Below are 21,991 nucleotides of genomic sequence, written 5' to 3' on the forward strand. Positions count from 1 at the left end.
GTTGGACAGATAGCGTGTTCAGACACGCGAGGGAGGGGTGGATGGCAACGGCAAACGGCTCGATGCGCAAGCTGGGAGTGCACCGCTCATGACCGGCGCGGGCGACGCACGGCTGATCGCGGCGGCGATCGCCGGGATCTCGCTGGCGATCTTCATGATCGTGCGCGGGCGGCTCCACCCGTTCATCGGGCTGCTCTGCGGCGCCTTCACGGTCGGCCTGCTCGCCGGCCTGCCGCTGATCGACACGGCGAAGGCGGTGCAGAAGGGCGTCGGCGACATCATCGGCGGGACCGGACTGGTCGTGTCGCTCGGCTTGTCGCTGGGTGCGATGCTGCACCTGTCGGGCGCTGCCGCCGCGCTCGCGACGGGGGCGCTGCGGCTGACCGGGCCGCGCGCCGCGCCCTGGGCGACGCTCGGCATCGCGATCGTCATCGGCCTGCCGCTGTTCTTCGAGACGGGGCTCGTGCTGCTGCTGCCGATCGTGGTCGCCGCCGCCAAGGAGATGGCGACCGGCGACGACCCGGCCGCGCGCGACGCGGCCAAGCTACGGCTGATCATGCCGGCGCTCGCCGGGCTCGGCGTCGTCCACGCGCTGGTGCCGCCGCACCCCGGCCCGCTGCTCGCGGTGGAGACGCTGAACGCGAACCTGGGGCTCACCATGCTCTACGGCACGCTGATCGCGATCCCAATCGCGGTGCTGTCGGGACCGGTGCTCGCCCGCATCGTGACGCCGGGCATCCGCCTGACGGAGCCGGTGCTGAGCGATCCGGTGATCGACCTTGCGCCCCCGTCGCGTGGGCGCGCGCTGTTCATCGTGCTGCTGCCGATCGTGCTGATCGCGGTGGGCGAGCTCGGCAAGCTGGTGCCCGCGCTGGCCGGATCGACGCTGCTCGCCGCCGCCGCCAACCCGGTGCTTGCGCTGCTCACCGCCAACCTGCTCGCATTGCCGCTGCTGTTCGGGCGGCGGCTGAGCGAGGCCGGGATCCAGGAGTCGATCTGGCACGAGACGATGGGCGCGGCGGGCGCGATCCTGCTCGCGATCGGCGCTGGCGGCGCGCTGAAGCAGGTGCTGGTCAGCGCTGGACTGTCCGATCTGCTCGCCCGCACGGTGCTCGCCTACCAGATCTCGCCGCTGCTGCTCGGCTGGCTGATCGCGGTCGGCATCCGGCTCGCCGCCGGCTCGGCGACGGTCGCGACGATCACCGCGGTCGGCGTGATGCCCGGCGTCGTCGCCGCGTCCGGCGCCTCGCCCGAGCTCGTGGTGCTGGCGATCGGCGCAGGCTCCGTCTTCTTCAGCCACGTCAACGATCCAGGCTTCTGGCTGGTCAAGGGCTACATGGGGACCAGCACCGCCGACACCTTCCGCACCTGGTCCCTGCTTGAAACGGTGATCTCCGTCGCCGGACTCGTCATGGTCACGGGGCTCAGCTACATCGCCTGACCCGGTGGAGACAGGACAGACCGGCATGGGGGCGCGCGGCCGTGGGTGAGGGAAAGCTGGCGGACCGCGCCTACACCGCGATCGTCGGAATCATCAACGGCGACGATCTGGCCCCCGGCGATCGCCTGCCGTCGGAGGCGCGGCTGGCGGAAACCTTCGGCATGTCGCGCACGATCGTGCGGGAGGCGCTGGTGCGGCTCGCCGCCGACGGCATCACGGAAGCGCGGCGCGGCGCGGGCTCCTATGTCAAGCGCCGCCCGTCCGAGCGGCTCGGCGCGCACGTCCCGCTCGACGGACTCGCGGCGACGCTCGGCACCTATGAGGTCCGCTTCGTGGTGGAGGCGGAGGGCGCGCGGCTGGCGGCGCAGCGGCGCTCGCACGACGAGATGGACGAAATCGAGGAGCGCCTGGCCGCCCTGCGCGGCGCGCTGCTGTCGAGCGCCCCTGCGCACGACGAGGACTGGCTGCTCCACCGCGCCATCCTGCAGGCGACCGGCAACGATGCGTTCGTTGCGATCTTCGACCAGCTGCAGGAGGAGGTGATGCGGATTCTGCGCGCCGGCGTCGACATCTCGCGCGCGCGGCCGCCGCAGGTGATCGAGGCGATGATGGACGAGCACGACGCGATCGTCGATGCGATCCGCACGCAGGACGGCGACGGCGCCGCGCTCGCGATGCGCTGGCACCTGTCGCAGGGCCGCAAGCGGCTGATGCCATAGGGTCAGGCGGCGACGTCGCTCCGCGCCCAGGAGATCACCGCGTCGCTCAGTTGCTCGACCCGCCACGTGCATGGCAGCGTCAGTGCGCGCTCGTCGGCTTGCGGTCGCTCCAGGGTGGCGAGCTGACTCTCGAGCAGGCTTGCGGGCATGTAGTGGCGGGTCCGCTCCGCCAGCCGCGCGGCAAGCTCCGCGCGGGTGCCGTCGAGCAGGACGAACAGCAGCGGCACGCCCGCTGCCGCTTCCAGCCGTTCGCGATAGCGGCGCTTCAGTGCCGAGCAGGCGGCGACCGCGATCCCCGCCTGCTCCACCTCGCCGCCGATCGCCGTGCCGAGCCGGTCGAGCCATGGCCAGCGATCGGCGTCGTCGAGCGGCTGGCCGCTCCGCATCTTGGCGACATTCGCCGCGCCGTGATAATCGTCGCCCTCGAGCGCCGGGCAGGAGAGGGCGGCTGCCAGCGCGCGGAGCAGTGTCGACTTGCCGCACCCGCTCACCCCCATCACGACGATGGCGCAGCGCGGCAGGGCGGCTCCGGTGATCGGCGGCGCTGACACGTCTTCCTTCCTGGCTCCCCGACCGCCCGCGCAACGGTTGCGCGACGGCTCCAGGCTGCGTGCTGCCTTGCCCCGCGCCCGTTTGCCTATCGCGACCTTTGTCGCAGTCGCGTGCGGCGCTTGCCGTGCTAGAGAGGGCGTTACGCGCGCGACGATGAAGAGGGTGACGATGGCGAAGGTGGCAACCATGATCCGGCGCTGCCTGGGAGCGCTCGCGCTGCTCGTCGCCGTTCCCGCCGCCGCGCAGCCGGCCCTCGCGCGCTCGGCCTTCCAGACGGCACCCGCCGATCCGCGCGCGATCACCGTCAAGGCGGTCGGCGACGGGGTGGCCGACGATGGACCTGCGATCCAGCAGGCGATCGACGCCGCGGCGGCCAAGCCCGGTGGCGGAATCGTCTTCCTGCCGGCCGGGCGCCACCGCATCACCCGCACCGTGTTCATCTGGCCGGGGGTGCGCGTGTTCGGTGTGGGGCGGAGCCGGCCGGTGCTGCTGCTCGCACCCAACACGCCGGGCTTCCAGCAGGGAGTGGGCAGCATGGTGCTGTTCGCCGGCAACAACCCGCGCGGCACCACGCTCGACAACTGGGGCAATCCGGTGAAGAGCGCGGCGGTCGTGCCCGTGCCGCCGCCCAACAGCGTGCCGTTCGACGCGACGATCGCGGATGCGAACTCGGGCACCTTCTACTCGGCGCTCGCCAACGTCGACTTCGAGATCGGGGCGGGCAACCCCGCCGCAACCGGCGTGCGTCAGCACACCGCGCAGCACACCTATCTCGCCCACATCGACTTCCGGCTCGGCACCGCGCTCGCCGGCGTGTACCAGGTCGGCAATCTCGGCATGAACCTGCGCTTCTTCGGCGGGCGCTACGGCATCATGGCGGAGAAGACCTCGCCCGCGTGGCAGTACACACTGCTGGATTCCAGCTTCGAAGGGCAGCGCGACGCCGCGATCCGCGAGCATGAGGCGAGCTTCACGCTGGTCAACACCGTGATCCGCAACACGCCGGTCGGGATCGAGATCAACCGCGGCTACAGCGACCGGCTGTGGGGTAGCGACGTTCGCTTCGAGGACGTCTCGCAGGCCGCGGTCGTGATCAGCAACGAGGAACGCATCTTCACCCAGGTCGGCTTCGCGAACGCGGTCGCCAGCAACACGCCCGTGTTCGCGCGCTTCCGCGACAGCGGGCGCACGGTGCCGGGCGCGGGCGCGCGCTACCGGGTTGCCGAGTTCACCTACGGCCTGACGCTCGCCGGGCTGAATCAGCCGGGCACCTACCAGACCCGGATGGACGCGTCCCCGCTCCGCGCCTTGCCGAAGCGGCGCGATCCCGCGATCCGTGCGCTGCCGCCGGTGTCGGCCTGGGTCGACGTGCGGACGCTGGGCGTGAAGGGCGACAACACGACCGACGACACCGCCGCGATCCAGCGCGCAATCGACCGCAACCGCGTGCTCTACTTCCCCGCCGGCTTCTACCGCGTCTCCGACACGCTGAAGCTGCGGCCGGACAGCGTGCTTATCGCGCTCCATCCCGGGCTGACGCAGATCGTGCTCCCCGACGACCTGCCCGCGTTCCGCGGGATCGGCGCGCCGAAGGCGCTAATCGAGAGCGCGCGCGGCGGCGAGGCGATTATCTCCGGCTTCGGACTGTTCACCGGCGGTATAAATCCGCGCGCGACCGCACTCCTGTGGCGCGCGGGCGAGCGCTCTCTGGTGGACGACGTCAAGTTCCAGGGTGGTCACGGTACCACACTGGCCGACGGCAGCCGCTTCGATCCGTACAACGCCAACCACACCGCCGACGCCGACGTGAAGAAGCGGTGGGACGGCCAGTACGCCAGCCTGTGGGTGACGGACGGGGGCGGTGGCACCTTCAACGGGCTGTGGACGCCCAACACCTACGCCCACGCCGGCCTGCTCGTCACCGACACCAGGACGCCCGGCTACGTCTACGAGATGTCGGCCGAGCATCACCGCCGGGCGGAAATCGTGCTCGACCGGGTGGAGAACTGGCAGTTCTTCGCACCGCAGACGGAGGAGGAGGCGGGCGAGAGCCGCGACGCCGTCGCGCTGGAGGTCCGCAACAGCCGCAACATCCTCTTCGCGAACTTCCACGGCTACCGCGTGACCCGCTCGCTCCAGCCCGCCCGCGCCGCGGTGAAGCTCTTTGGATCGAGCGACATCCGCTTCCGCAACGTCCATGTGAACGCGGAGAGCGGGTTCGCGACCTGCGACGCGAACGGCTGCGGCACCTATCTTCGCGCGAGCAAGTTCCCGTACGAGAACGCGATCGTCGACCTGACCCGCGGCGGCGAGGTGCGTGAGCGCGAGTTCGCCGTTCTAGACGTCACTGCCGCGACGCCCGTCGCGCCACCTGTCGCCAGCACGGTGCCGGTCAGCAAGCTCGCCGACGGCTTCTACTCGATCGGCGGGGGCGCGGTGGATGCCGCCGGCACGCTCTACTTCGTCGATCGCTACTTCCACCGCATCCATCGCTGGAGCGAGAAGGACCGACTGGGGATCGTCGCGGACGCGCCGCTCGACCCTGTGAACCTGGCGGTTGACGCATCGGGCGGGCTGATGGTGCTCTCCTCCGACGGGCCGGAGGCGACCGTCTACGCTATCGATCCGGCCAAGCCGATGGCGGTGCGCACCATCGCTCCGACCGCGATCGGCGAGCGGACCCGCCCGCGCGTCGCGCTGCCGGGCAGCTTCTGGAACAACGGCGAGTTCCGCGACCAATATGATCCCGCCGCCGACCGCTACATCACGCTCGGCGAGATGTTCGCGCGCGACGTAGCCGCTCCCAAACCGCGTGAATATGTCTCACCCGACGGCAGTCTTGCGCTTCCGGCGTTCCGGGTGTGGCAGCAGGGGCCGCCCGATCATCTCGGCTGGCGCTTCTCCGACACGCTCGACACCTATGGCCTGGTGAGCGGACGTGTGGGCGAGCGGGTGCACCTCGCCAACGCATCGGAGAACCGGACCTACACCGGGCTGCTCGGGCGCGGCGGTGCGGTGACCGACCTCCGGCCCTTCGCCGGTCGCGGCGGGGAAAGTGTCGCGGTCGGCCCGGACGGGCGGGTCTTCATTGCGAACGGTCAGGTGTTCGTCCACGACGCCGCCGGTACCGAAGTCGGGCGGATCGATGTACCCGAGCGACCACTCCAGCTTCTGTTCGGCGGCGTGGACGGGCGTACGCTCTACATTATCACGCACCACGCGCTCTACTCGGCGCGGCCCTGACACAACTTGCCGCCCCGCGCCTGCGACTATGGTCGTAGATGATGGGGCGACCGTAATGGAGTAAATCCATCCCAACGGTGCGGACTCGTGCGGGTCATGCGCCGACCAGCATGGAACCTTGGGGGATGGACATGAAGCGTTACCCGTCTGATCGTCGCCGGCTCGGCGTCGCCACCAGCCTCGCGGCCCTGACTACCGCGCTCGTCGCGGTGCCCGCGCAGGCTCAGACGACGCCCAACGTGCCCACCGCCGCGCCGCAGGACGTGCCGTCCGCGGCCGTGCCCGACACCGACCGGGAAGCGCCGGCGCAGGACAACGCCGACATCGTCGTCACCGGCAGCCGCATTGTCGCCAACGGCTTCAACGCGCCGACGCCCACCACCGTGATCGGTGAGGAGCAGATTGCGAACAACGCACAGCCGAACCTCTTCAACACCATCCAGCAGCTGCCGTCGCTCCAGGGCTCGACCGGTGCCGCGACCGGCACCTTCAGCACCTCCAGCGGCACGCAGGGGCTCAGCTCCTTCTCGCTGCGCGGCCTTCAGCCGATCCGCACCCTGACGCTGCTCGACGGCCAGCGCGTCGTCGGCGCCAACGTCACGGGCGTGCCCGACATCAGCATGTTCCCGCAGCTGCTGGTCAGGCGCGTCGACATCGTTAACGGCGGCGCGTCGGCCTCCTACGGCTCCGACGCGGTCGGCGGTGTGGTCAACTTCATCACCGACACCCGCTTCAAGGGGTTCAAGGCGAACGTCCTCGGCAGCATCACGACCTACGGCGATGACGAGACCGCGCTGGTCCAGGCGGCGTACGGTACCTCGCTGTTCGGCGACCGCCTGCACCTGATCGTCAGCGGCGAGTACGACCATGAGGGCGGAGTCGGCCCGGGCAACTACGGCATCGACCTGGCCGGCAGCCGCAACTGGCACCGCGCCTCCACCCTGCTCAACACCGGCGTCACCACCGGGCCGGGACCGCAGTTCATCTACTCCGACTTCGCGCAGCCCTATCAGTATGCGAAGTACGGGCTGATCAACAACGGCCCGCTCCAGGGGATCGCCTTCGACCAGAACGGGACGCCGTACAACTTCAACTACGGCTCGGGCGGCCAGCCGCTCGGCAACGGCCGCGTGTCGAACTGCTTCCCGGGCAACTCCTTCTGCATCGGCGGCGACCTGTCGGGCGCGCCGGGCTCCTCCGCTTCGCTCAAGTCGAAGCTGGAGCGCATCAACGGCTACGGCCGGATCGGCTTCGATTTCGCGCCGGACAACGAGATCTACGCAACCGTCAACATCGCGCAGGTGCAGACCAGCAACCAGCCGAGCCCGGGCTACAACCGCCCGAACCTGACCGTCCAGTGCTCGAACCCGTTCCTCCCGCAGCTGGTCCGTGATCGCTGCGCCGCGGCGAACATCACCTCGTTCAATTTCGGGTCGAGCAACGGGCAGTTGCCTAACCAGCTCGTCCAGACCGATCGCGACCAGTACCGCTTCGTCGTCGGCGCCAAGGGCAAGTTCGACCTTGCCGGAACCGACTGGACCTACGACGCCTACTACCAGAACGGCACCACCAAGGTCGCGATCGACGTCGACCGCATCGTGCTCCAGCCCCGCTACGTCGCGGCGACCAACGCGGTGGTGCTGAACGGCGCGATCGTCTGCGCCGATCCGGCCGCGCGTGCGCTCGGCTGCCAGCCGATCAACATCTTCGGCAACTTCCGCCCCAGCCAGGCGGCACTCGACTATATTATGCCGCAGGCCGGACCGCTCCAGCGCACCACGCTGCGTCAGCATGTGGCGAGCCTCAACTTCTCCGGCCAGCCGGTCGACTTGTGGGCCGGGCCGCTGTCGGTCGCGTTCGGCGGTGAGTTCCGCCGCGAATACTACCGCGTCCGCGGCGACGCCTATGGCGCGGGCGTGACCCCGATCAGCCCCAACAACGCGCTCTATCCGGCCGATCCGCTGCTCAATTCCGCGCAGGGCAGCAACTGGGCGGCGGGCAACTACAAGAACGGCACCGGCAAGTACGACGTCGTCGAGGGTTTCCTGGAGGTCGACCTGCCGCTGTTCAACAGCGATGCGGCGGGGCGTGCCAACCTGAACGGCGCCGCCCGCGTAACCGAGTACAGCACCTCCGGCACGATTTGGGCGTGGAAGGTGGGCGGCACCTGGAACACGCCGATCCAGGGCCTGACGCTGCGCGCGGTGACCTCGCGCGACGTGCGCGCGCCAAACCTGTCGGAGTTGTTCGCAGCGCCGACCGTCACCACGCTGCCGAGCTTCAACGACCCGTTCCGCAACGTTGCGGTGCAGGTGTTCCAGAACACGGTCGGCAACCCGAACCTGCGGCCGGAAACCGCGCGCGACACCGAACTCGGCGTCGTCTACGCCCGGCCCGACTGGCTGCCAGGGCTCAGCCTGTCGGTCGATTATTACCAGATCAAGCTGAGCGGCGTCGTTTCGACGCTCACCCCCGACCAGATCGTCCGCTTCTGCTTCGAGGGCAATCAGGCGTTCTGCGGCGGCTTCCGCCTCGACGGACCGCAGGGCAGCAACTTTGTCAACGTCCAGCCCTTCAATCTGGCGTCTTGGGAGACCAGCGGCTTCAACATCGAGGCGAGCTACCAGTGGCAGCGCCCGCTCGGCCTGCCGGGCAGCTTCACGATCCGCGCGCTCGGCACCCACGTCCGTGAGTTCCTGGTCGATGCCGGCATCGCCGGGGTCGCGGTGCGCGATGACGCGGGCGCCAACACCGGCGCGATCCCCGACTGGAAGTGGCTGGCGACCCAGACCTACGACAGCGGTCGCCTGACGCTGACCGTGCAGGAGCGGTGGTTCTCCGATGGCGTGTTCAACAATAACTACGTCGTGTGCCAGAATAACTGCCCGGTCTCGACCGGTAACTTCAACACGGTGAACTTTAACCGGATGAAGGGCGAGTTCTACCTGGATCTCGGCGCCGCGTTCAACATCACCGACGGGATCAGCATCTACGGCAAGGTCGACAACGTGTTCGACAATGATCCGACGCCCTCGCCGCAGACCAACACCGGCCTCGACGTCAACCCGGCGCTCTACGACACGCTGGGCCGCATCTACCGCGCGGGCGTCCGCTTCAATTTCTGAAAACCCCTCCTCCGGGGTTCCCTTGGGCAGGTCGGACATGCGCCGACCTGCCCTTCTTTTTTTGCTAGAGCAGCACCTCGACACGATGGGCGCTGCTGCGCAGGCCGGCGTCGAGCAACTCGATAACAGCCAGCGCGTCGGCGGGCGGTACGGGATTCGGTCCCTCGCCGCGGATCGCGCGGGCGAGCGCCTGCCAGAACAGGCGGTAATCGCCGGCCCGGTTGGCGAGCGGCGCGGGCGCCGCGCCGGGTAGAACCAGCGTACCGTCCTGCGGATCGTGCCCCCAGCCCGCGCCGCCCGGCAGCTTTCCGGCGAGCACGGCCGCCTCCTGCGGATCGATCCCGTGCTTGATCCAGCTGCCGTCCGTGCCGTGGACCGAGAAGCGCAAGTCATGCGCGGCGGCGAGCTTGGTCGAGTGAAGCACCACCCGCTTGTCGGGGTAGCGCAGCACCGCGTGGAAGTAATCGGGCGCGGGCGCCGCGTTGCGCAGAGACGCGAGGTCGGCGGTGATCCCGAGCGGGCGGCCGAACAGTACCAGCGCCTGGTCGATCAGGTGCGGGCCGAGATCGTACCACGAACCGCCGCTGCGCGCCTCCTTCCACGTCGTGGCCGGCGTCGGGCGCCAGCGGTCGAAGCGGCTCTCGAGCGACACGATCCGGCCGAGACGGCCTGAGGCGAGGAGATCCTGAAGAGTCAGGAAATCGGCATCCCAGCGACGATTGTGAAAGGCGGTCAGCAGCGTGCCGCTCGCCGCCGCGGCGGCCGCCATCCGTTCGGCGTCGGCAAGCGAGGTCGCGAACGGCTTGTCGACCAGCACGTGGCGGCCGCTGCCGAGCGCTGCCACCGCGTGCTCGGCATGGAGCGCGTCGGGACTGGCAACGATCACCAGGTCGATGTCCGGCTTGGCGAGCAGCGCCGTGACGTCGGGCACGACCCGCATATCCGGGCGATTAACGCGAACCTTTGCCGGATCGCGCGAGACCACGGCACGGAGCTCAAGTCCGGCAGTCACATGCACATAGGGCGCGTGGAAGGCGCTGCCGCTCAGGCCATACCCGATCAAGCCGACACCGATCATGCCCGCCTCGCTACGCCGCTCGCCGGCCCGGCGCCAGCGGTCACGTCGTCATCAAGGCGTCGCACGATCGTATTCGCGGCGTAACGAAACACGGCGAAGGGCGGCCGTGCCGAAGCGACCGACCATAAGGATCGCGTTGCCGGCCCAAAGGGGAATCATCATGTCTTTCGACCTGTGGCTGCGGGCGACCGCGGCATCGATCCTGCTTGTCCCCAGCGCCGGCACCGCCGCTGCGCAGGTCACTACCGCCGAAGCGGTGACGGAGGAGAAGCAGGACTCGCTCGCGGATGATCAGAACGCCGACACCGGCGCGCATCTGGACGAGATCGTCGTCACCGGCCGCCTGGGCAACGCCGCGCAGCGCAAGGTGGAGGCGAGCTATTCGATCACCACGCTGAAGGACACCGATCTGCGCGCCCGCGCGATCGACAACCTGGCCAATGCGCTTCAGACCATTCCAGGCGTGTGGGCGGACGATTCCGCCGGCGTCACCGCGAACAACACCCGCGTCCGCGGCATCCCGCGCGGCGGCTATGAGGCGCTGGCGGTGTACGAGGACGGCCTGCCGATCCAGCATGATCCGGGCATCAACTGGATCAACGTCGACCAGTTCCTGCGCATCGACGAGACCTATGCGAGCATCGAGGCGGTGCGCGGTGGCCCGTCGTCAATCTTCGCGTCGAATGCGCCGGGCGGTCTCATCAACTTCATCCCGCGTCAGGGCACAGCCGAGCTGTCCGCCCTGATCAAGCTGACCACCGCTGACTACGGCCAGGCGCGCGGCGACGTGTGGATCGGCGGCCCGATCGGCGACGGCTGGCGCTTCTCGGCCGGTGGCTTCTACAATTGGGACCAGGGCGTGCGCGATCCGGGTCCGGTCGCCAACAACGGCGGCCAGGGCCGCGTGATCATCAGCAAGAATTTCGCGCGCGGCAGCCTGTCCTTTGGCGTCAAGTACATGGAGGACAACAACTTCTTCTTCGACGCCATTCCGCTGATCCGGACAACGGGCGGCGAGATCCGCCCGGTGCCGGGGATCGACGGCAACTACGACACGCTGACGGGTGAGGAGGACGGCCGCGTCGTCATCAAGACGCCGGCCGGGATCCGCGACGCCGACTTCAACCGCTTCAATCAGTCGAGCGACCTGCAGTTCACGATCAAGGGCGATGTGGCGTTCGGCGACACCACGCTGAACGCCGGGTTCCGCTACCGCGATTCGCAGACCAACCGGAACGCGCGCGGGCTGAACAACCTCAGCACGCAGGCGGCGTATCTCACGACTTCGCCCGCCAACACCGCCCTCGCGGCGTTCGCCTCGCGCGGGGCGACGGCGCTGCGCTACGTCTACGCGACCGACGGCTCGCAGTTTCCGGCGAACGCCAACGGCAACGGCTACCTCGGCGTCAACACGTTCCAGTCGATCCAGAACCCGATCAGCGAGATGATCGGCCTGCTCGAGCTCGGCCATCAGTTCGACACCGGCATCGGCCGCCACGACATTAAGCTCGGTGTCTACGGCACCGCCGCCGACTGGGCGCACGACCGCAACGACGGCGTCGGCCTGACGGAGGTGCGCGACAATGCGCGGCTGATCGACCTGGTCGCCGTCAACGCCGCAGGCCAGGTGGTAGGCCGCGTCACCGACCTCGGCATCGCCCGCTACAATTCGCGCTTCGCCAACTCGGAGGGCGGGTACGAGGATGTTGCCGCCTACATCGCCGACGAGTGGCAGCTGACCGAGCAGCTCCGCATCGACGCCGGCTTCCGCTACGAGAAGATCTGGATCCACGGCGTCAGCGAAGGCGCGCGCAGCGTCAACCTGGGCGATCCCGACACGCTCGCGGACAACAACGCGTTCGGCGGATCGGGCACCTTTAACCGCTTCGACGAGGCGTTCGACGACCAGAGCTACACCGTCGGTGTCAACTGGCAGTTCGTCCCCAACGCCGGCGTGTTCGCGCGCTACACCAATACCTACCGCCTGCCGCAGATCGGCCAGTATCGCGACAACGTGCTGCCCGCGAACGTGCGCAGCCAGTCGATCGTCCAGGCAGAGGGCGGCGTTAAGTTCCAGACCGACCTGGGCGGCGCGTTCGTCACCGTGTTCTACAACGAGTTTCAGGACGTCCAGTTCACCAACACCTTCATCGATCCGCAGACGCTGCTGATCCGCCAGGAGGTGAATTACGGCGATGTCGAGACGATCGGCGTCGAGCTGGAGGGCAACATTCGCCCGGTGCCATTCTTCGAGGTGGCGGGCACGCTCACCTACCAGGAGCCGGAGTTCAAGAACTACACCTACAACACGGCGGTGAACGGCCAGCTCGTCTCCACTTCGTTCGACGGCAATCGCCCGAGCAGCATGCCCAAGTGGCTGGTGAGCGTCCGCCCGCAGCTGCGGCTGTTCGGCGACCGCGTGCGGGTGCTGGGCGAGTGGCGGTACGAAGGGGACAAGTTCAACGACGACGCGAACGTCGTGCGCCTGCCGGCCTTCTCCGTGTTCAACGCGAGCGTCTCGGCCGATGTGACACCCACCGTCACGCTGATCGTAAAAGGCAGCAACCTGTCGAACGAGCTTGGACTGGGCCAAGGCGGCGGACAGCAGCAGCTGCCGGCGGCGATCGACGGCAACATCATCCTCGCTCGACCGATCTTCGGCCGGGCGGTCACGGGCTCCGTGCTGTTCCGCTTCTGAGCCGATCGGGGCAGGCGGGCGTCGATCCGCCTGCCCTCATGCGAGTAGACGTCGATGCTCCTCCTTGCCCTCCTCGCCGCGCAGGCAGCCGATCCGCCGCTCCGCCTCAACGACCTGAACGCGGTCGGCACCCACAACAGCTACAAGCTGGCGATGCCGGCCGAGACGATGGCAAGGGTGCGCGCGGCCGATCCAAGGGCGGCGGACTCTCTCGACTATGCGCACCGTCCGCTCGAGGAGCAGCTCGACGCCGGGGCGCGTCAGCTGGAGATCGACGTCAACCATGATCCGCGCGGCGGCCACTATGCGGCGGGATCGACCGACCCCCAGCTGCGCGCGCCCGGGTTCAAGGTGCTGCACATTCCCGGCATCGACAATGCCAGCCACTGCGTGCGCTTCACCGACTGCCTCACCAGGCTGCGTGCCTGGTCGGACGCGCACCCGCGGCACGTGCCGATCCTGATCCTGGTCAACGCCAGGGACGAGCGGAATGCCGCGCGCGGTGGAATCGACGCACTGCCCTTCGACACCGCCGCGTACGACGCGCTCGATGCAGAGGTGCGCAGCATCCTGCCGCCCGCCAAGCTGATCACGCCCGACGACGTGCAGGGCCGCTACCCGACGCTGCGCGACGCGGTGCGTGCGAACAACTGGCCGCTGCTGGACGCCGCGCGTGGCAGGTTCCTGTTCGCGCTGGACGAGACGCCGGCCAAGGTCGCGGTGTACCGCGGCAGGCGCCGCTCGCTGGAGGGGCGCGTCTTCTTCATCAATACCGATGAGGAGTCACCTGCCGCCGCCTACCTGACCCTCAACGATCCGGTCGGGCAGGCCGACCGGATCCGCCGCGCGGTCGCCGCCAACTATCTGGTCCGCACCCGGGCCGATGCGAACACGGTTGAGGCGCGCACGGGGGACACTCGGCCGCGCGGCGCAGCGCTCGCGGGCGGGGCGCAGTATGTGTCGACCGACTATCTCTGGCCGGACCCGCGGTTCGGCAACGACTACCGTGTGTCGCTGCCCGGCGGCGGCGCGGCACGCTGCAATCCGGTGCGCCGTCCGCGCGGCTGCGGCATCGCAGAAGGCGGGCGATGAGGGCGCTCGTCCTGCTCGCGGCGGTGGCGGTGCTCGGGGCAGCCGACGCCCCGCGCACCTACCTCGACGGGCAGCCGCAGCCCGACCTGCTCCGCATCCTGCCGCCACCGCCGCAATCGGGCTCGCCGCTTGACCAGGCCGATGCCGCGGTGTTCCGCGACACCCGGACGCTGCAGGGGACGCCCAAGTGGCAGGTCGCTACCGCCGACGTGACTGGTGGGCGGTTCGCCACCTTCGCCTGTGCGATGGGGATGACGCTCGACGAACGTCAGGCGCCGGCCCTCGCGCGCGTGTTCGCGCGGATGGGCGGCGGGCCGATGGTCGACCGGGTCAAGCGGCACTATGCCAAGCGGCGACCGTACCTGACGCAGGACCTGCCGATCTGCGAGCCGAAGACGGCGCATCTCGCCGGCAACGGCGACTACCCGTCGGGTCATACCACGAACGGTTGGGCAACTGCGCTGGTGCTCGCGGAGTTGCTGCCTGACCGCGCAACCGAGATCCTGGAGCGTGGGCGGATGACCGGCGAGAGCCGCTTCGTGTGCGGGTCCCATAGCGTCAGCGCGGTGCAGGCGGGCTTCATGGCCGGCAGCACGCTGGTCGCGGCACTTCACGGCTCGTCCGAGTTCCGACGCGACATGGATGCAGCTCGCGTGGAGCTTGCCGGATTGCGCGGCCGTGCGCGCCCCGCAGAGCCCGCGCGCTGCGCCGTCGAGCAGGCGGCCCGCTGACAGTCGGGCGGCCGGCGCCCGCGACCAAGGGCGCTCTTGCCCCGACCCGGCGCCGCCCGGTAGGTCTGCCGCAAAGACGTGGGGAGGATGACATGAAAACGCTGCTGCTGAGCCTCGCGCTACCGGTATCACTCCTCGCTGCCCCGACGGCGGCTGCGCCGCCCGCAACTCGTGCGGTCTCGGCAGCGCCGGTGCGGATCAGCAAGGCATCGATCGACCGGGCGCTCGCCGACATGGTCAGGAGCGGGCGGGTAGTCGGCGCGTCCGCGCTAATCTGGCAGAACGGGCGCGAGGCCTATGTCGGTACGGCCGGGCAGGCCGACCGTGAGGCGGCGCGGCCGATGACGCGCGACACGCTGGCGCAGATCTATTCCATGACCAAGCCGGTGACCGGCGTCGCGCTGATGACGCTTTGGGAGCAGGGGCGCTTCGGCTTGGACGATCCGCTGTCGCGCTACCTGCCCGAGTTCGCGGGCGTGCAGGTGGCGGACGGGGCCGACACCGCGGGCCGTCCGGTGCTACGCGCGCCGACCCGCCCGATCCTGGTGCGCGACATCCTGCGCCACACCGCCGGGTTCGGCTATGGTTCGGGAACGGACGCGGTCGGGACGGCGTGGGCGCAGCTCGACCCGCTCGGCACGGACCATGACCTTGCCGAGTTCGGCCGCCGGCTCGCGCGCGTGCCACTGCTCCACGATCCGGGCGCGCGCTGGTCGTACAGCGCCGCCGTAGACGTGCAGGCGCTGCTGGTGGAAAAGCTGACGGGCGTGCCGTTCGAACAGTTCGTGCGCGAACGGATCTTCGAGCCGCTCGGCATGCGCGAGACCGCCTGGACCCAGCCGGAAAGCCGGTATCCGCGTCTGGCTGCGATGTACGAACGCCCGGGCGGGTCGACACTCACCCGCGCGTCGGAGCGTGAGCAGCGCGGGCTGAACTTCGATCCCGCGCGCAGACTGACGATGGGCGGGGCGGGGCTGGTGTCGTCGCTCGACGATTACATGCGTTTTGCGCGCATGTTGCTGAACGAGGGCGCGCTCGGTGACGTCCGCATCCTTAAGCCGTCCACCGTGCGGCTGATGGCGACGGACGCGCTTGATCCGCGGATCACCGAGCGGTCATGGCTGGGGAGCAAGGGCAGCGGCGGGTTCGGGATGGACTTCTTCGTCCGCACCGCGCAGCCGAAGACTGCGGCGGAAAATCGCGGGGCGATTGGCGAGTTCTTCTGGGACGGTCGCGCGTCCACGCTGTTCTGGGTCGATCCCGTGAACGGGATCGCCGCGGTGTTCCTGGTCCAGGTGATCCCGTTCGACGCCACCCTGCACCGCGACCTACGCCGCGCGGTGTACGGCGACGATTACCTTGGGCCAGTCGGCGACTAGGGGCAGCGGCTACCAGACCGCGACCAGGATCGCCGCGGCGGCGAGAATGCACAGCAGCACGACGCCCGCGGGCGTTATCCCGGCGCCTTCGCCGGGTAATCGCTCCGGACCCGCGGGGTAATAGCGCCGCTCGTTCGCCCGAAGCGGGTGTCGCCGTCTCACGTCGTTGCCTGTCCTTTCCCAATTTCGGTAGTTCAGCCCGTTATAGGGGAGCAGCGCCGGACGCTCAACGTCGCGGCGATCGCCAACCTAGTGCTCGGGCTGGTGGCGCGCTGAGCCGCGCGGGTCAGCCCGGCACGCCCTGCGCGGCCGGCAGCGCCGTGATGTCCGACGATCCCGCCCAGATGTTGATCCCGCCATCCGCCGCCGCCCGGTCGATCGCGTCGAGTTCGGCCGCGCTGAAACCGAGGTTCGTGACCGCGTCGAGCGAGTCGTCGAGCTGCGCCACCGTTCGCGCCCCGATCAGTGCGGAGGTGACCCGCGGATCGCGCAGCACCCAGGCAATCGCCATCTGGGCGAGCGTCTGCCCGCGCCCGGCGGCGATGTCGTTGAGCGTGCGGACGGCGCGCAAGTTCTGTTCGGTCAGCAGCGTCTGCGACAGCGATCCGCCGCGGGTCGCCCGTGCCCCCTCGGGCAGGCCGCCGAGGTACTTGTCGGTCAGCATCCCCTGCGCGAGCGGCGAGAAGGCGATGCACCCGGTGCCGAGCTCGTCCAGGACGCCGAGCAGCTCCTGCTCGATCCAGCGATTGAGGATCGAGTAGCTCGGCTGGTGGATGAACAACGGTACGTTCTCCGCCGCCAGTATCTCCGCCGCCCGCCGGGTCAGTCCGGGTTCGTAGGAGGAGATGCCGACGTAAAGTGCCTTGCCCTGACGGTGGAGCTGGACCAGCGCGCCCATCGTCTCCTCGAGCGGCGTGTCCGCATCAACGCGGTGCGAGTAGAAAATGTCGACATAGTCGAGGCCCATGCGCTTGAGGCTCTGGTCGCAGCTGGCGATCAGGTACTTCTTCGACGAGCCGACATCGCCGTACGGCCCCGGCCACATGTCCCACCCGGCCTTTGTCGAGATGATCAGCTCGTCGCGGTAGGGGCGGAGGTCGGCGGCGAGCACGCGGCCGAAGTTCTCCTCCGCCGATCCGTAGGGCGGGCCGTAGTTGTTCGCGAGATCGAAGTGGGTGACCCCGCGGTCGAAGGCGCGGCGCATAATCGCGCGCCCGGTCTCGAACACGTCCGTTCCGCCGAAGTTCTGCCACAGCCCCAGGCTGATCGCCGGCAGGCGGAGCCCGCTGCGTCCGGTGCGGCGGTACGGCATGCCGGCCTGGTAGCGGTCGGCGGCGGGAAGGTAGGGCGGGGCGAAGGGCATGGCGGCTCCTGCGGGTGAGGTCGGGGCGGGTTAGCGCGAACCGGTGAGGGCGGCGAGGCGTTCCCGGAGCGCGCGGTCGCTCGCGATCTCCTCTGCCCGGTTCGCGGCGACGGCGGCATGGATGTCGGAGATGGCGAGTTCGGACGCGAGCGCGAGTGCGGTCTCGGCCGAGACGATCTCCGCGGCCTTGCTTTTGCGGACCGCGCCGATCAGCGCGACGTCGAGCAGGCGAACGGGCTCCGTCTGGCGCGTGTCGCGCTCGGCGTCGTCGAGGATGCCGCTCATCCACAGGTTCTCGGGTGAGCTGAGCGCGGGGGCGACGGCGTTGGTCCGTTCGGCCTGAACGCCGGCGCGTGCCGCCTCGTGGCGGATCATCCGGGCAAGGTCGGCATCCCCGCATCGCTCGGCGATCGCAGGCAGCCGCTCGGCCTGCGCCTGCTTGCCGGCATGCAGGTCCTCCAGCGCGACGTGGAGCAGTTCGGCGGCGGAGCGGGCGGTCGTCATGCCGGAAGAAGCGCCGATCGCGCCGGCATGTTCCGTGGTGACGGGCGCGCCGTGGTCCCTATATCGGCGTCCATGGCGGCGGATGACGACAAGCGGCTGGCGGCGGAGGCCGCAATGGCGGAGGTGGTAGACGGCATGCTGGTCGGGCTTGGCACCGGCTCGACCGCCGCTCACGCGATCCGCGCACTTGCCCGGCGAGCCGGCGACGGCCTGCGGATCGACTGCGTGGCGACGTCCGAGACATCGGCGGCGCTGGCCCGCGGACTGGGGTTGAGCGTCCGCGACTTCGCTGCGGTGGCGAGCGTCGATCTGACGATCGACGGCGCAGACGAGATCGATGGCGGGTGCCGCGCGATCAAGGGCGCGGGCGGCGCGATGCTGCGGGAGAAATGCGTCGCGGCGGCGAGCCGGCGCATGGTGGTGATCGCCGACGGATCGAAGTGGGTCGACCGGCTGGGCGGCGCGCCGGTTCCGGTCGAGGTGCTGCCGTTCGCCCATAGCTTCGTGGCACGGGTGCTGGAGCAGCGGGCGATGCCGGTGCTGCGGATGGTGGATAAGGCGCCGTACCTCACCGACCAGCGGAACGTGGTTCTCGACTGCCGTTTCGCCGGGCTTGATCCGGCGGCGGACGCGACGTGGCTACAGTCGATTCCCGGCGTGCTCGGCCACGGGCTGTTCCTGAGCGAGGTCGCGGCCGCCTATGTGGCGGAGCACGGCAATGTAACGCGACTGGAACGTTCGCGTGGCACAGGCTAGGACACTCCGCGCAACCGCCGCTCCGCCGGCGCGTTCCCGTGCATGACGACCCGCGAGGACCTGCGATGAATGATAGCGCTACCATAAATCCGTCTGCTGTTCACGAGGACGGCAGTGCCGACCGGCTGGCGATCGACACGATTCGGACGCTCGCGATGGACGCGGTGCAGGCCGCAAACTCCGGCCATCCGGGGACGCCGATGGCGCTGGCGCCGGTCGGGCACACGCTGTGGAGCCAGTTCCTCCGCTACGATCCCGCGCACCCAGATTGGCCTAACCGCGACCGCTTCGTGCTGTCGGTCGGGCACGCCTCCATGCTTCTCTACGCGCTCATTCACCTGGCCGGGATCGAGGAGATCGACGCCGACGGCAACAAGACGGGCAAGCCGTCGCTGAGCCTCGACGACCTGAAGGGCTTCCGTCAGCTCTCCTCCAAGACGCCGGGTCACCCCGAATACCGTCACACCACCGGGGTCGAGACGACCACCGGCCCGCTCGGCGCCGGCTGTGGCAATTCGGTCGGGATGGCGATCGCTGAGCGCTGGCTGGCGGCGCACTTCAACCGCGATGGCTTCACGCTGTTCGACCACCACGTCTACACGCTGTGCGGCGACGGCGACATGATGGAAGGCGTTGCGTCGGAGGCAGCGAGCCTGGCCGGGCACCTGAAGCTCGCCAACCTGTGCTGGATCTACGATTCCAACCAGATCTCGATCGAGGGCGGCACCGACCTGGCGTTCGACGAGGACGTGGGCGCGCGCTTCGCAGCGTACGGCTGGCAGGTGATCCACGTCGCGGACGCGAACGACACGGCTGCAATTGCGGGCGCGCTGGAGCAGTTCCGCGCCACCGCCGACCGGCCGACCCTGATCATCGTGCGCTCGGTGATCGGCTGGGGCAGCCCCAAGGCGGGATCGGAGAAGGCGCACGGCGAGCCGCTGGGCGCCGATGCGATCCGCGAGACCAAGCGTGCGTACGGCTGGCCGGAGGATAAGTCGTTCCTGGTCCCGGAGGGTGTGGCCGAGCGCTTCCGCGACGCGATCGCCGGGCGCGGCAGCGCGCTGCGCGCCGAGTGGGAGGAAACGGTTGTTCGCTACCGCGAGGCGCACCCGGCGCTCGCCGCCGAGCTCGACCTGATGCTGCAAGACCAGCTGCCCGACGGCTGGGACGCCGACGTGCCGGTGTTCGAGGCGGATGCGAAGGGCGTCGCCAGCCGCGACTCGGGCGGCAAGGTGCTGAACGCGATTGCATCGAAGGTGCCGTGGCTGATCGGCGGCTCAGCCGACCTAGCGCCTTCCACCAAGACGCTCATCAAGGATGGCGGGTCGTTCCAGGCGGGCGACTATGGCGCGCGCAACTTCCACTTCGGGGTGCGCGAGCACGGCATGGGTGCGGTGGTGAACGGCATGGCGCTATCGCACCTTCGCTCGTACGGCGCGACCTTCCTGGTGTTCGCCGACTATATGCGCCCGGCGCTGCGGCTGGCCGCGATCATGGAAGTGGGCGCGCTGTTCGTCTTCACGCACGATTCGATCGGCGTGGGCGAGGACGGACCGACCCACCAGCCGATCGAGCATCTGGCCAGCCTGCGCGCGATCCCGGGGCTCGACACCGTGCGCCCGGGCGATGCGAACGAAGTCGCGGTCGCGTGGCGGCTGGCGGTGGCCGACGCCGATCATCCGACCGCACTGGTGCTGTCGCGCCAGGCGCTGCCGACGCTCGACCGGAGCAAGTACGCATCGGCCGAGGGTGCCGCCAAGGGCGCCTATGTGCTCGCGAGCTGCGAGGGGGCGCCCGACGTAATCCTGATCGGGACGGGCTCGGAAGTCGCGCTGGTGGTCGAGGCCTATGAGCGGCTGACGGCCGAGGGCGTGCGCGCCCGCGTGGTCTCCATGCCGAGCTGGTATCGCTACGAGCTGCAGGGCGACGGCTACAAGGAAGAGGTGCTGCCCAAGGCGTGCCGCGCGCGCCTCGCCGTCGAGCAGGCCGGCTCGATTGGGTGGGACCGCTACGTGGGCACGGAGGGGCGGACGATCACCATGTCGACGTTCGGCGCCTCAGCCCCCATATCGAAGTTGCAGGACAAGTACGGCTTCACGGTCGACAATGCCGTGAAGGTCGCGCGCGAGATGCTGGAGGCCTGATCGTGGGACGCTTGAATGACCTTTCCGCCGCCGGATGCGCGGTGTGGCTCGACTTCGTGGACCGCAAGTTCCTGGAGGCTGGCGGCCTCAAGAAGCTGGTCGAGGAGGACTCGTTGACTGGTGTCACCTCCAACCCGTCGATCTTCGAGCAGGCGATGGGCCACGGCGACGCCTATGACGATACGCTCGTCGAGTTCGACCGCGACAATGCGGGCGCGGCGACGATCGACCGCTACGAGTATCTCGCGTCCAAGGACATCAAGGCAGCGGCCGAAACGCTCGCGCCCGTCTTTGAGCGCACCGGCGGTGCCGACGGCTACGTCTCCATGGAGGTGTCGCCCTACATCGCCGACGACACCGATGCGACGATCGCCGAGGCGCAGAAGCTCTGGTCGATGATCGACCGGCCGAACCTCATGATCAAGATCCCGGGTACCGCGGCCGGAGTGCCCGCGATCGCCGCGACGATCGCGGCGGGGATCAACGTCAACGTGACGCTGCTGTTCAGCCAGGAGAGCTACGCCCGGGTGGCGGAGGCCTATGCGACCGGGCTCGAGGAGCGGGTCCGCCAGGGGCAGCCGATCGACAATCTCGCCTCCGTCGCCAGCTTCTTCATCAGCCGGATCGATTCCGCGGTCGACAAGGAGCTCGACGCGATCGGCACGGACGAGGCCAAGGCGATCCGCGGCAAGGTCGCGATCGCCAACGCGAAGCTCGCCTACCAATGGTACCTCGATTTCCTTGCATCCGATCGCTGGCAGGCGCTCGCGGCCAAGGGTGCGCGGCCGCAGCGGCTGCTGTGGGCGTCGACCGGCACCAAGGATCCCGCCTATCCGGACACGCTCTACGTCGACGAGCTGATCGGGCCGGACACGGTCAACACCATGCCGCCCAAGACCATGGACGCGTTCCGCGAGCGGGGCACGGTGGCGGAAACGCTGACCGCCGACGTGGACGGAGCGCGGCACGTGCTCGCCGAGGCGAAGCGGCTTGGCGTCGATCTGGACGCGATCACCGCGCGGCTGGAGCGGGAGGGCGTCGCTTCTTTCGTCAAGGCGTTCGACGACCTGCTGGGCGCGATCGGAGCCAAGCAGCCCGCGGAAACCTGATCCACATCAGCGACGTTACGGACGCGACGGGCGGGGGTTGGTGTCACCGCCACTTCC

Annotated in this window: 16 protein-coding genes; 11 read left to right on the forward strand and 5 right to left on the reverse strand. The window is 69.2% G+C overall.

Annotated features, from left to right (window positions below; all coding sequences use genetic code 11):
* Positions 1–88 precede the first annotated feature (88 nt).
* Both CRO12_RS07390 and CRO12_RS07395 read left to right on the forward strand, forming a co-directional pair.
* Complete coding sequence (locus CRO12_RS07390; protein WP_097063440.1) at positions 89–1,441, forward strand: GntP family permease; 1,353 nt, start codon at positions 89–91, stop codon at positions 1,439–1,441.
* Positions 1,442–1,482: 41 nt separating this feature from the next.
* Complete coding sequence (locus CRO12_RS07395) at positions 1,483–2,160, forward strand: FadR/GntR family transcriptional regulator (RefSeq protein ID WP_097063441.1); 678 nt, start codon at positions 1,483–1,485, stop codon at positions 2,158–2,160.
* Between the two features lie 2 nt (positions 2,161–2,162).
* On the opposite strand, the gene CRO12_RS07400 is transcribed toward CRO12_RS07395, so the two are convergent.
* Positions 2,163–2,657 carry a gluconokinase gene (locus CRO12_RS07400; protein ID WP_097064223.1) on the reverse strand — a complete coding sequence of 165 codons (495 nt, stop codon included), beginning with the start codon at positions 2,655–2,657 and terminating at the stop codon, positions 2,163–2,165.
* A 223-nt stretch (positions 2,658–2,880) separates the two neighbouring features.
* Here CRO12_RS07400 and CRO12_RS07405 point away from each other — a divergent pair, with 223 nt between their 5' ends.
* A complete protein-coding gene (locus tag CRO12_RS07405; RefSeq protein ID WP_097063442.1) occupies positions 2,881–5,955 on the forward strand; it encodes a glycosyl hydrolase family 28-related protein in 3,075 nt (1,024 codons plus the stop codon).
* Positions 5,956–6,086: 131 nt separating this feature from the next.
* Positions 6,087–9,080 (forward strand): TonB-dependent receptor domain-containing protein, encoded by a 2,994-nt coding sequence (locus CRO12_RS07410; RefSeq protein ID WP_097064224.1) that lies wholly within the window; start codon positions 6,087–6,089, stop codon positions 9,078–9,080.
* Positions 9,081–9,144: 64 nt separating this feature from the next.
* On the opposite strand, the gene CRO12_RS07415 is transcribed toward CRO12_RS07410, so the two are convergent.
* Positions 9,145–10,158: an oxidoreductase gene (locus CRO12_RS07415; RefSeq protein ID WP_097063443.1), complete on the reverse strand. Its 1,014-nt coding sequence runs from the start codon at positions 10,156–10,158 to the stop codon at positions 9,145–9,147.
* A gap of 160 nt (positions 10,159–10,318) precedes the next feature.
* Between CRO12_RS07415 and CRO12_RS07420 the strand changes: the two genes are divergently transcribed.
* From CRO12_RS07420 to CRO12_RS07435, 4 genes are all read left to right on the forward strand, one after another.
* A complete protein-coding gene (locus CRO12_RS07420) occupies positions 10,319–12,856 on the forward strand; it encodes a TonB-dependent receptor (RefSeq protein ID WP_179640920.1) in 2,538 nt (845 codons plus the stop codon).
* Positions 12,857–12,910: 54 nt separating this feature from the next.
* Entirely contained in the window at positions 12,911–13,948 is a 1,038-nt protein-coding gene (locus tag CRO12_RS07425) for a phosphatidylinositol-specific phospholipase C1-like protein (protein ID WP_097063445.1), read from the forward strand.
* Positions 13,945–14,679 (forward strand): acid phosphatase, encoded by a 735-nt coding sequence (locus tag CRO12_RS07430; RefSeq protein ID WP_097063446.1) that lies wholly within the window; start codon positions 13,945–13,947, stop codon positions 14,677–14,679. The genes CRO12_RS07425 and CRO12_RS07430 overlap by 4 nt, the downstream gene beginning before the upstream one ends.
* Positions 14,680–14,771: 92 nt before the next feature.
* Positions 14,772–16,058 (forward strand): serine hydrolase domain-containing protein, encoded by a 1,287-nt coding sequence (locus CRO12_RS07435; protein ID WP_097063447.1) that lies wholly within the window; start codon positions 14,772–14,774, stop codon positions 16,056–16,058.
* Between the two features lie 9 nt (positions 16,059–16,067).
* On the opposite strand, the gene CRO12_RS17935 is transcribed toward CRO12_RS07435, so the two are convergent.
* The 3 genes from CRO12_RS17935 to CRO12_RS07445 all read right to left on the reverse strand — a co-directional run bounded on the left by CRO12_RS17935 (position 16,068) and on the right by CRO12_RS07445 (position 17,925).
* Positions 16,068–16,220, reverse strand: a complete 153-nt coding sequence (locus CRO12_RS17935; protein WP_179640921.1) for a hypothetical protein — start codon at positions 16,218–16,220, stop codon at positions 16,068–16,070.
* Between the two features lie 124 nt (positions 16,221–16,344).
* Complete coding sequence (mgrA, locus tag CRO12_RS07440; protein ID WP_097063448.1) at positions 16,345–17,421, reverse strand: L-glyceraldehyde 3-phosphate reductase; 1,077 nt, start codon at positions 17,419–17,421, stop codon at positions 16,345–16,347.
* Positions 17,422–17,451: 30 nt separating this feature from the next.
* Positions 17,452–17,925, reverse strand: a complete 474-nt coding sequence (locus CRO12_RS07445; protein ID WP_097063449.1) for a DUF892 family protein — start codon at positions 17,923–17,925, stop codon at positions 17,452–17,454.
* A 72-nt stretch (positions 17,926–17,997) separates the two neighbouring features.
* Here CRO12_RS07445 and rpiA point away from each other — a divergent pair, with 72 nt between their 5' ends.
* From rpiA to tal, 3 genes are all read left to right on the forward strand, one after another.
* On the forward strand, positions 17,998–18,681 hold the full coding sequence (rpiA, locus tag CRO12_RS07450; protein WP_097063450.1) for a ribose-5-phosphate isomerase RpiA: 684 nt from the start codon (positions 17,998–18,000) through the stop codon (positions 18,679–18,681).
* Positions 18,682–18,746: 65 nt separating this feature from the next.
* Positions 18,747–20,825: a transketolase gene (tkt, locus tag CRO12_RS07455; protein WP_097063451.1), complete on the forward strand. Its 2,079-nt coding sequence runs from the start codon at positions 18,747–18,749 to the stop codon at positions 20,823–20,825.
* Between the two features lie 2 nt (positions 20,826–20,827).
* Complete coding sequence (tal, locus tag CRO12_RS07460) at positions 20,828–21,934, forward strand: transaldolase (RefSeq protein ID WP_097063452.1); 1,107 nt, start codon at positions 20,828–20,830, stop codon at positions 21,932–21,934.
* Positions 21,935–21,991 lie beyond the last annotated feature (57 nt).

It is taken from the genome of Sphingomonas guangdongensis, from assembly GCF_900199185.1.
GTDB classification, from domain to species: domain Bacteria; phylum Pseudomonadota; class Alphaproteobacteria; order Sphingomonadales; family Sphingomonadaceae; genus Sphingomonas; species Sphingomonas guangdongensis.

Excerpts from the sequence above, each read along its gene's own strand:
- CRO12_RS07390 (WP_097063440.1), top strand. The coding sequence starts at position 89 with ATGACCGGCGCGGGCGACGCACGGCTGATCGCGGCGGCGATCGCCGGG.
- CRO12_RS07400 (WP_097064223.1), bottom strand. The coding sequence starts at position 2,657 with ATGGGGGTGAGCGGGTGCGGCAAGTCGACACTGCTCCGCGCGCTGGCA.
- CRO12_RS07405 (WP_097063442.1), top strand. The coding sequence starts at position 2,881 with ATGGCGAAGGTGGCAACCATGATCCGGCGCTGCCTGGGAGCGCTCGCG.
- CRO12_RS07410 (WP_097064224.1), top strand. The coding sequence starts at position 6,087 with ATGAAGCGTTACCCGTCTGATCGTCGCCGGCTCGGCGTCGCCACCAGC.
- CRO12_RS07415 (WP_097063443.1), bottom strand. The coding sequence starts at position 10,158 with ATGATCGGTGTCGGCTTGATCGGGTATGGCCTGAGCGGCAGCGCCTTC.
- CRO12_RS07420 (WP_179640920.1), top strand. The coding sequence starts at position 10,319 with ATGTCTTTCGACCTGTGGCTGCGGGCGACCGCGGCATCGATCCTGCTT.
- CRO12_RS07425 (WP_097063445.1), top strand. The coding sequence starts at position 12,911 with ATGCTCCTCCTTGCCCTCCTCGCCGCGCAGGCAGCCGATCCGCCGCTC.
- CRO12_RS07430 (WP_097063446.1), top strand. The coding sequence starts at position 13,945 with ATGAGGGCGCTCGTCCTGCTCGCGGCGGTGGCGGTGCTCGGGGCAGCC.
- CRO12_RS07435 (WP_097063447.1), top strand. The coding sequence starts at position 14,772 with ATGAAAACGCTGCTGCTGAGCCTCGCGCTACCGGTATCACTCCTCGCT.
- mgrA (WP_097063448.1), bottom strand. The coding sequence starts at position 17,421 with ATGCCCTTCGCCCCGCCCTACCTTCCCGCCGCCGACCGCTACCAGGCC.
- CRO12_RS07445 (WP_097063449.1), bottom strand. The coding sequence starts at position 17,925 with ATGACGACCGCCCGCTCCGCCGCCGAACTGCTCCACGTCGCGCTGGAG.
- rpiA (WP_097063450.1), top strand. The coding sequence starts at position 17,998 with ATGGCGGCGGATGACGACAAGCGGCTGGCGGCGGAGGCCGCAATGGCG.
- tkt (WP_097063451.1), top strand. The coding sequence starts at position 18,747 with ATGAATGATAGCGCTACCATAAATCCGTCTGCTGTTCACGAGGACGGC.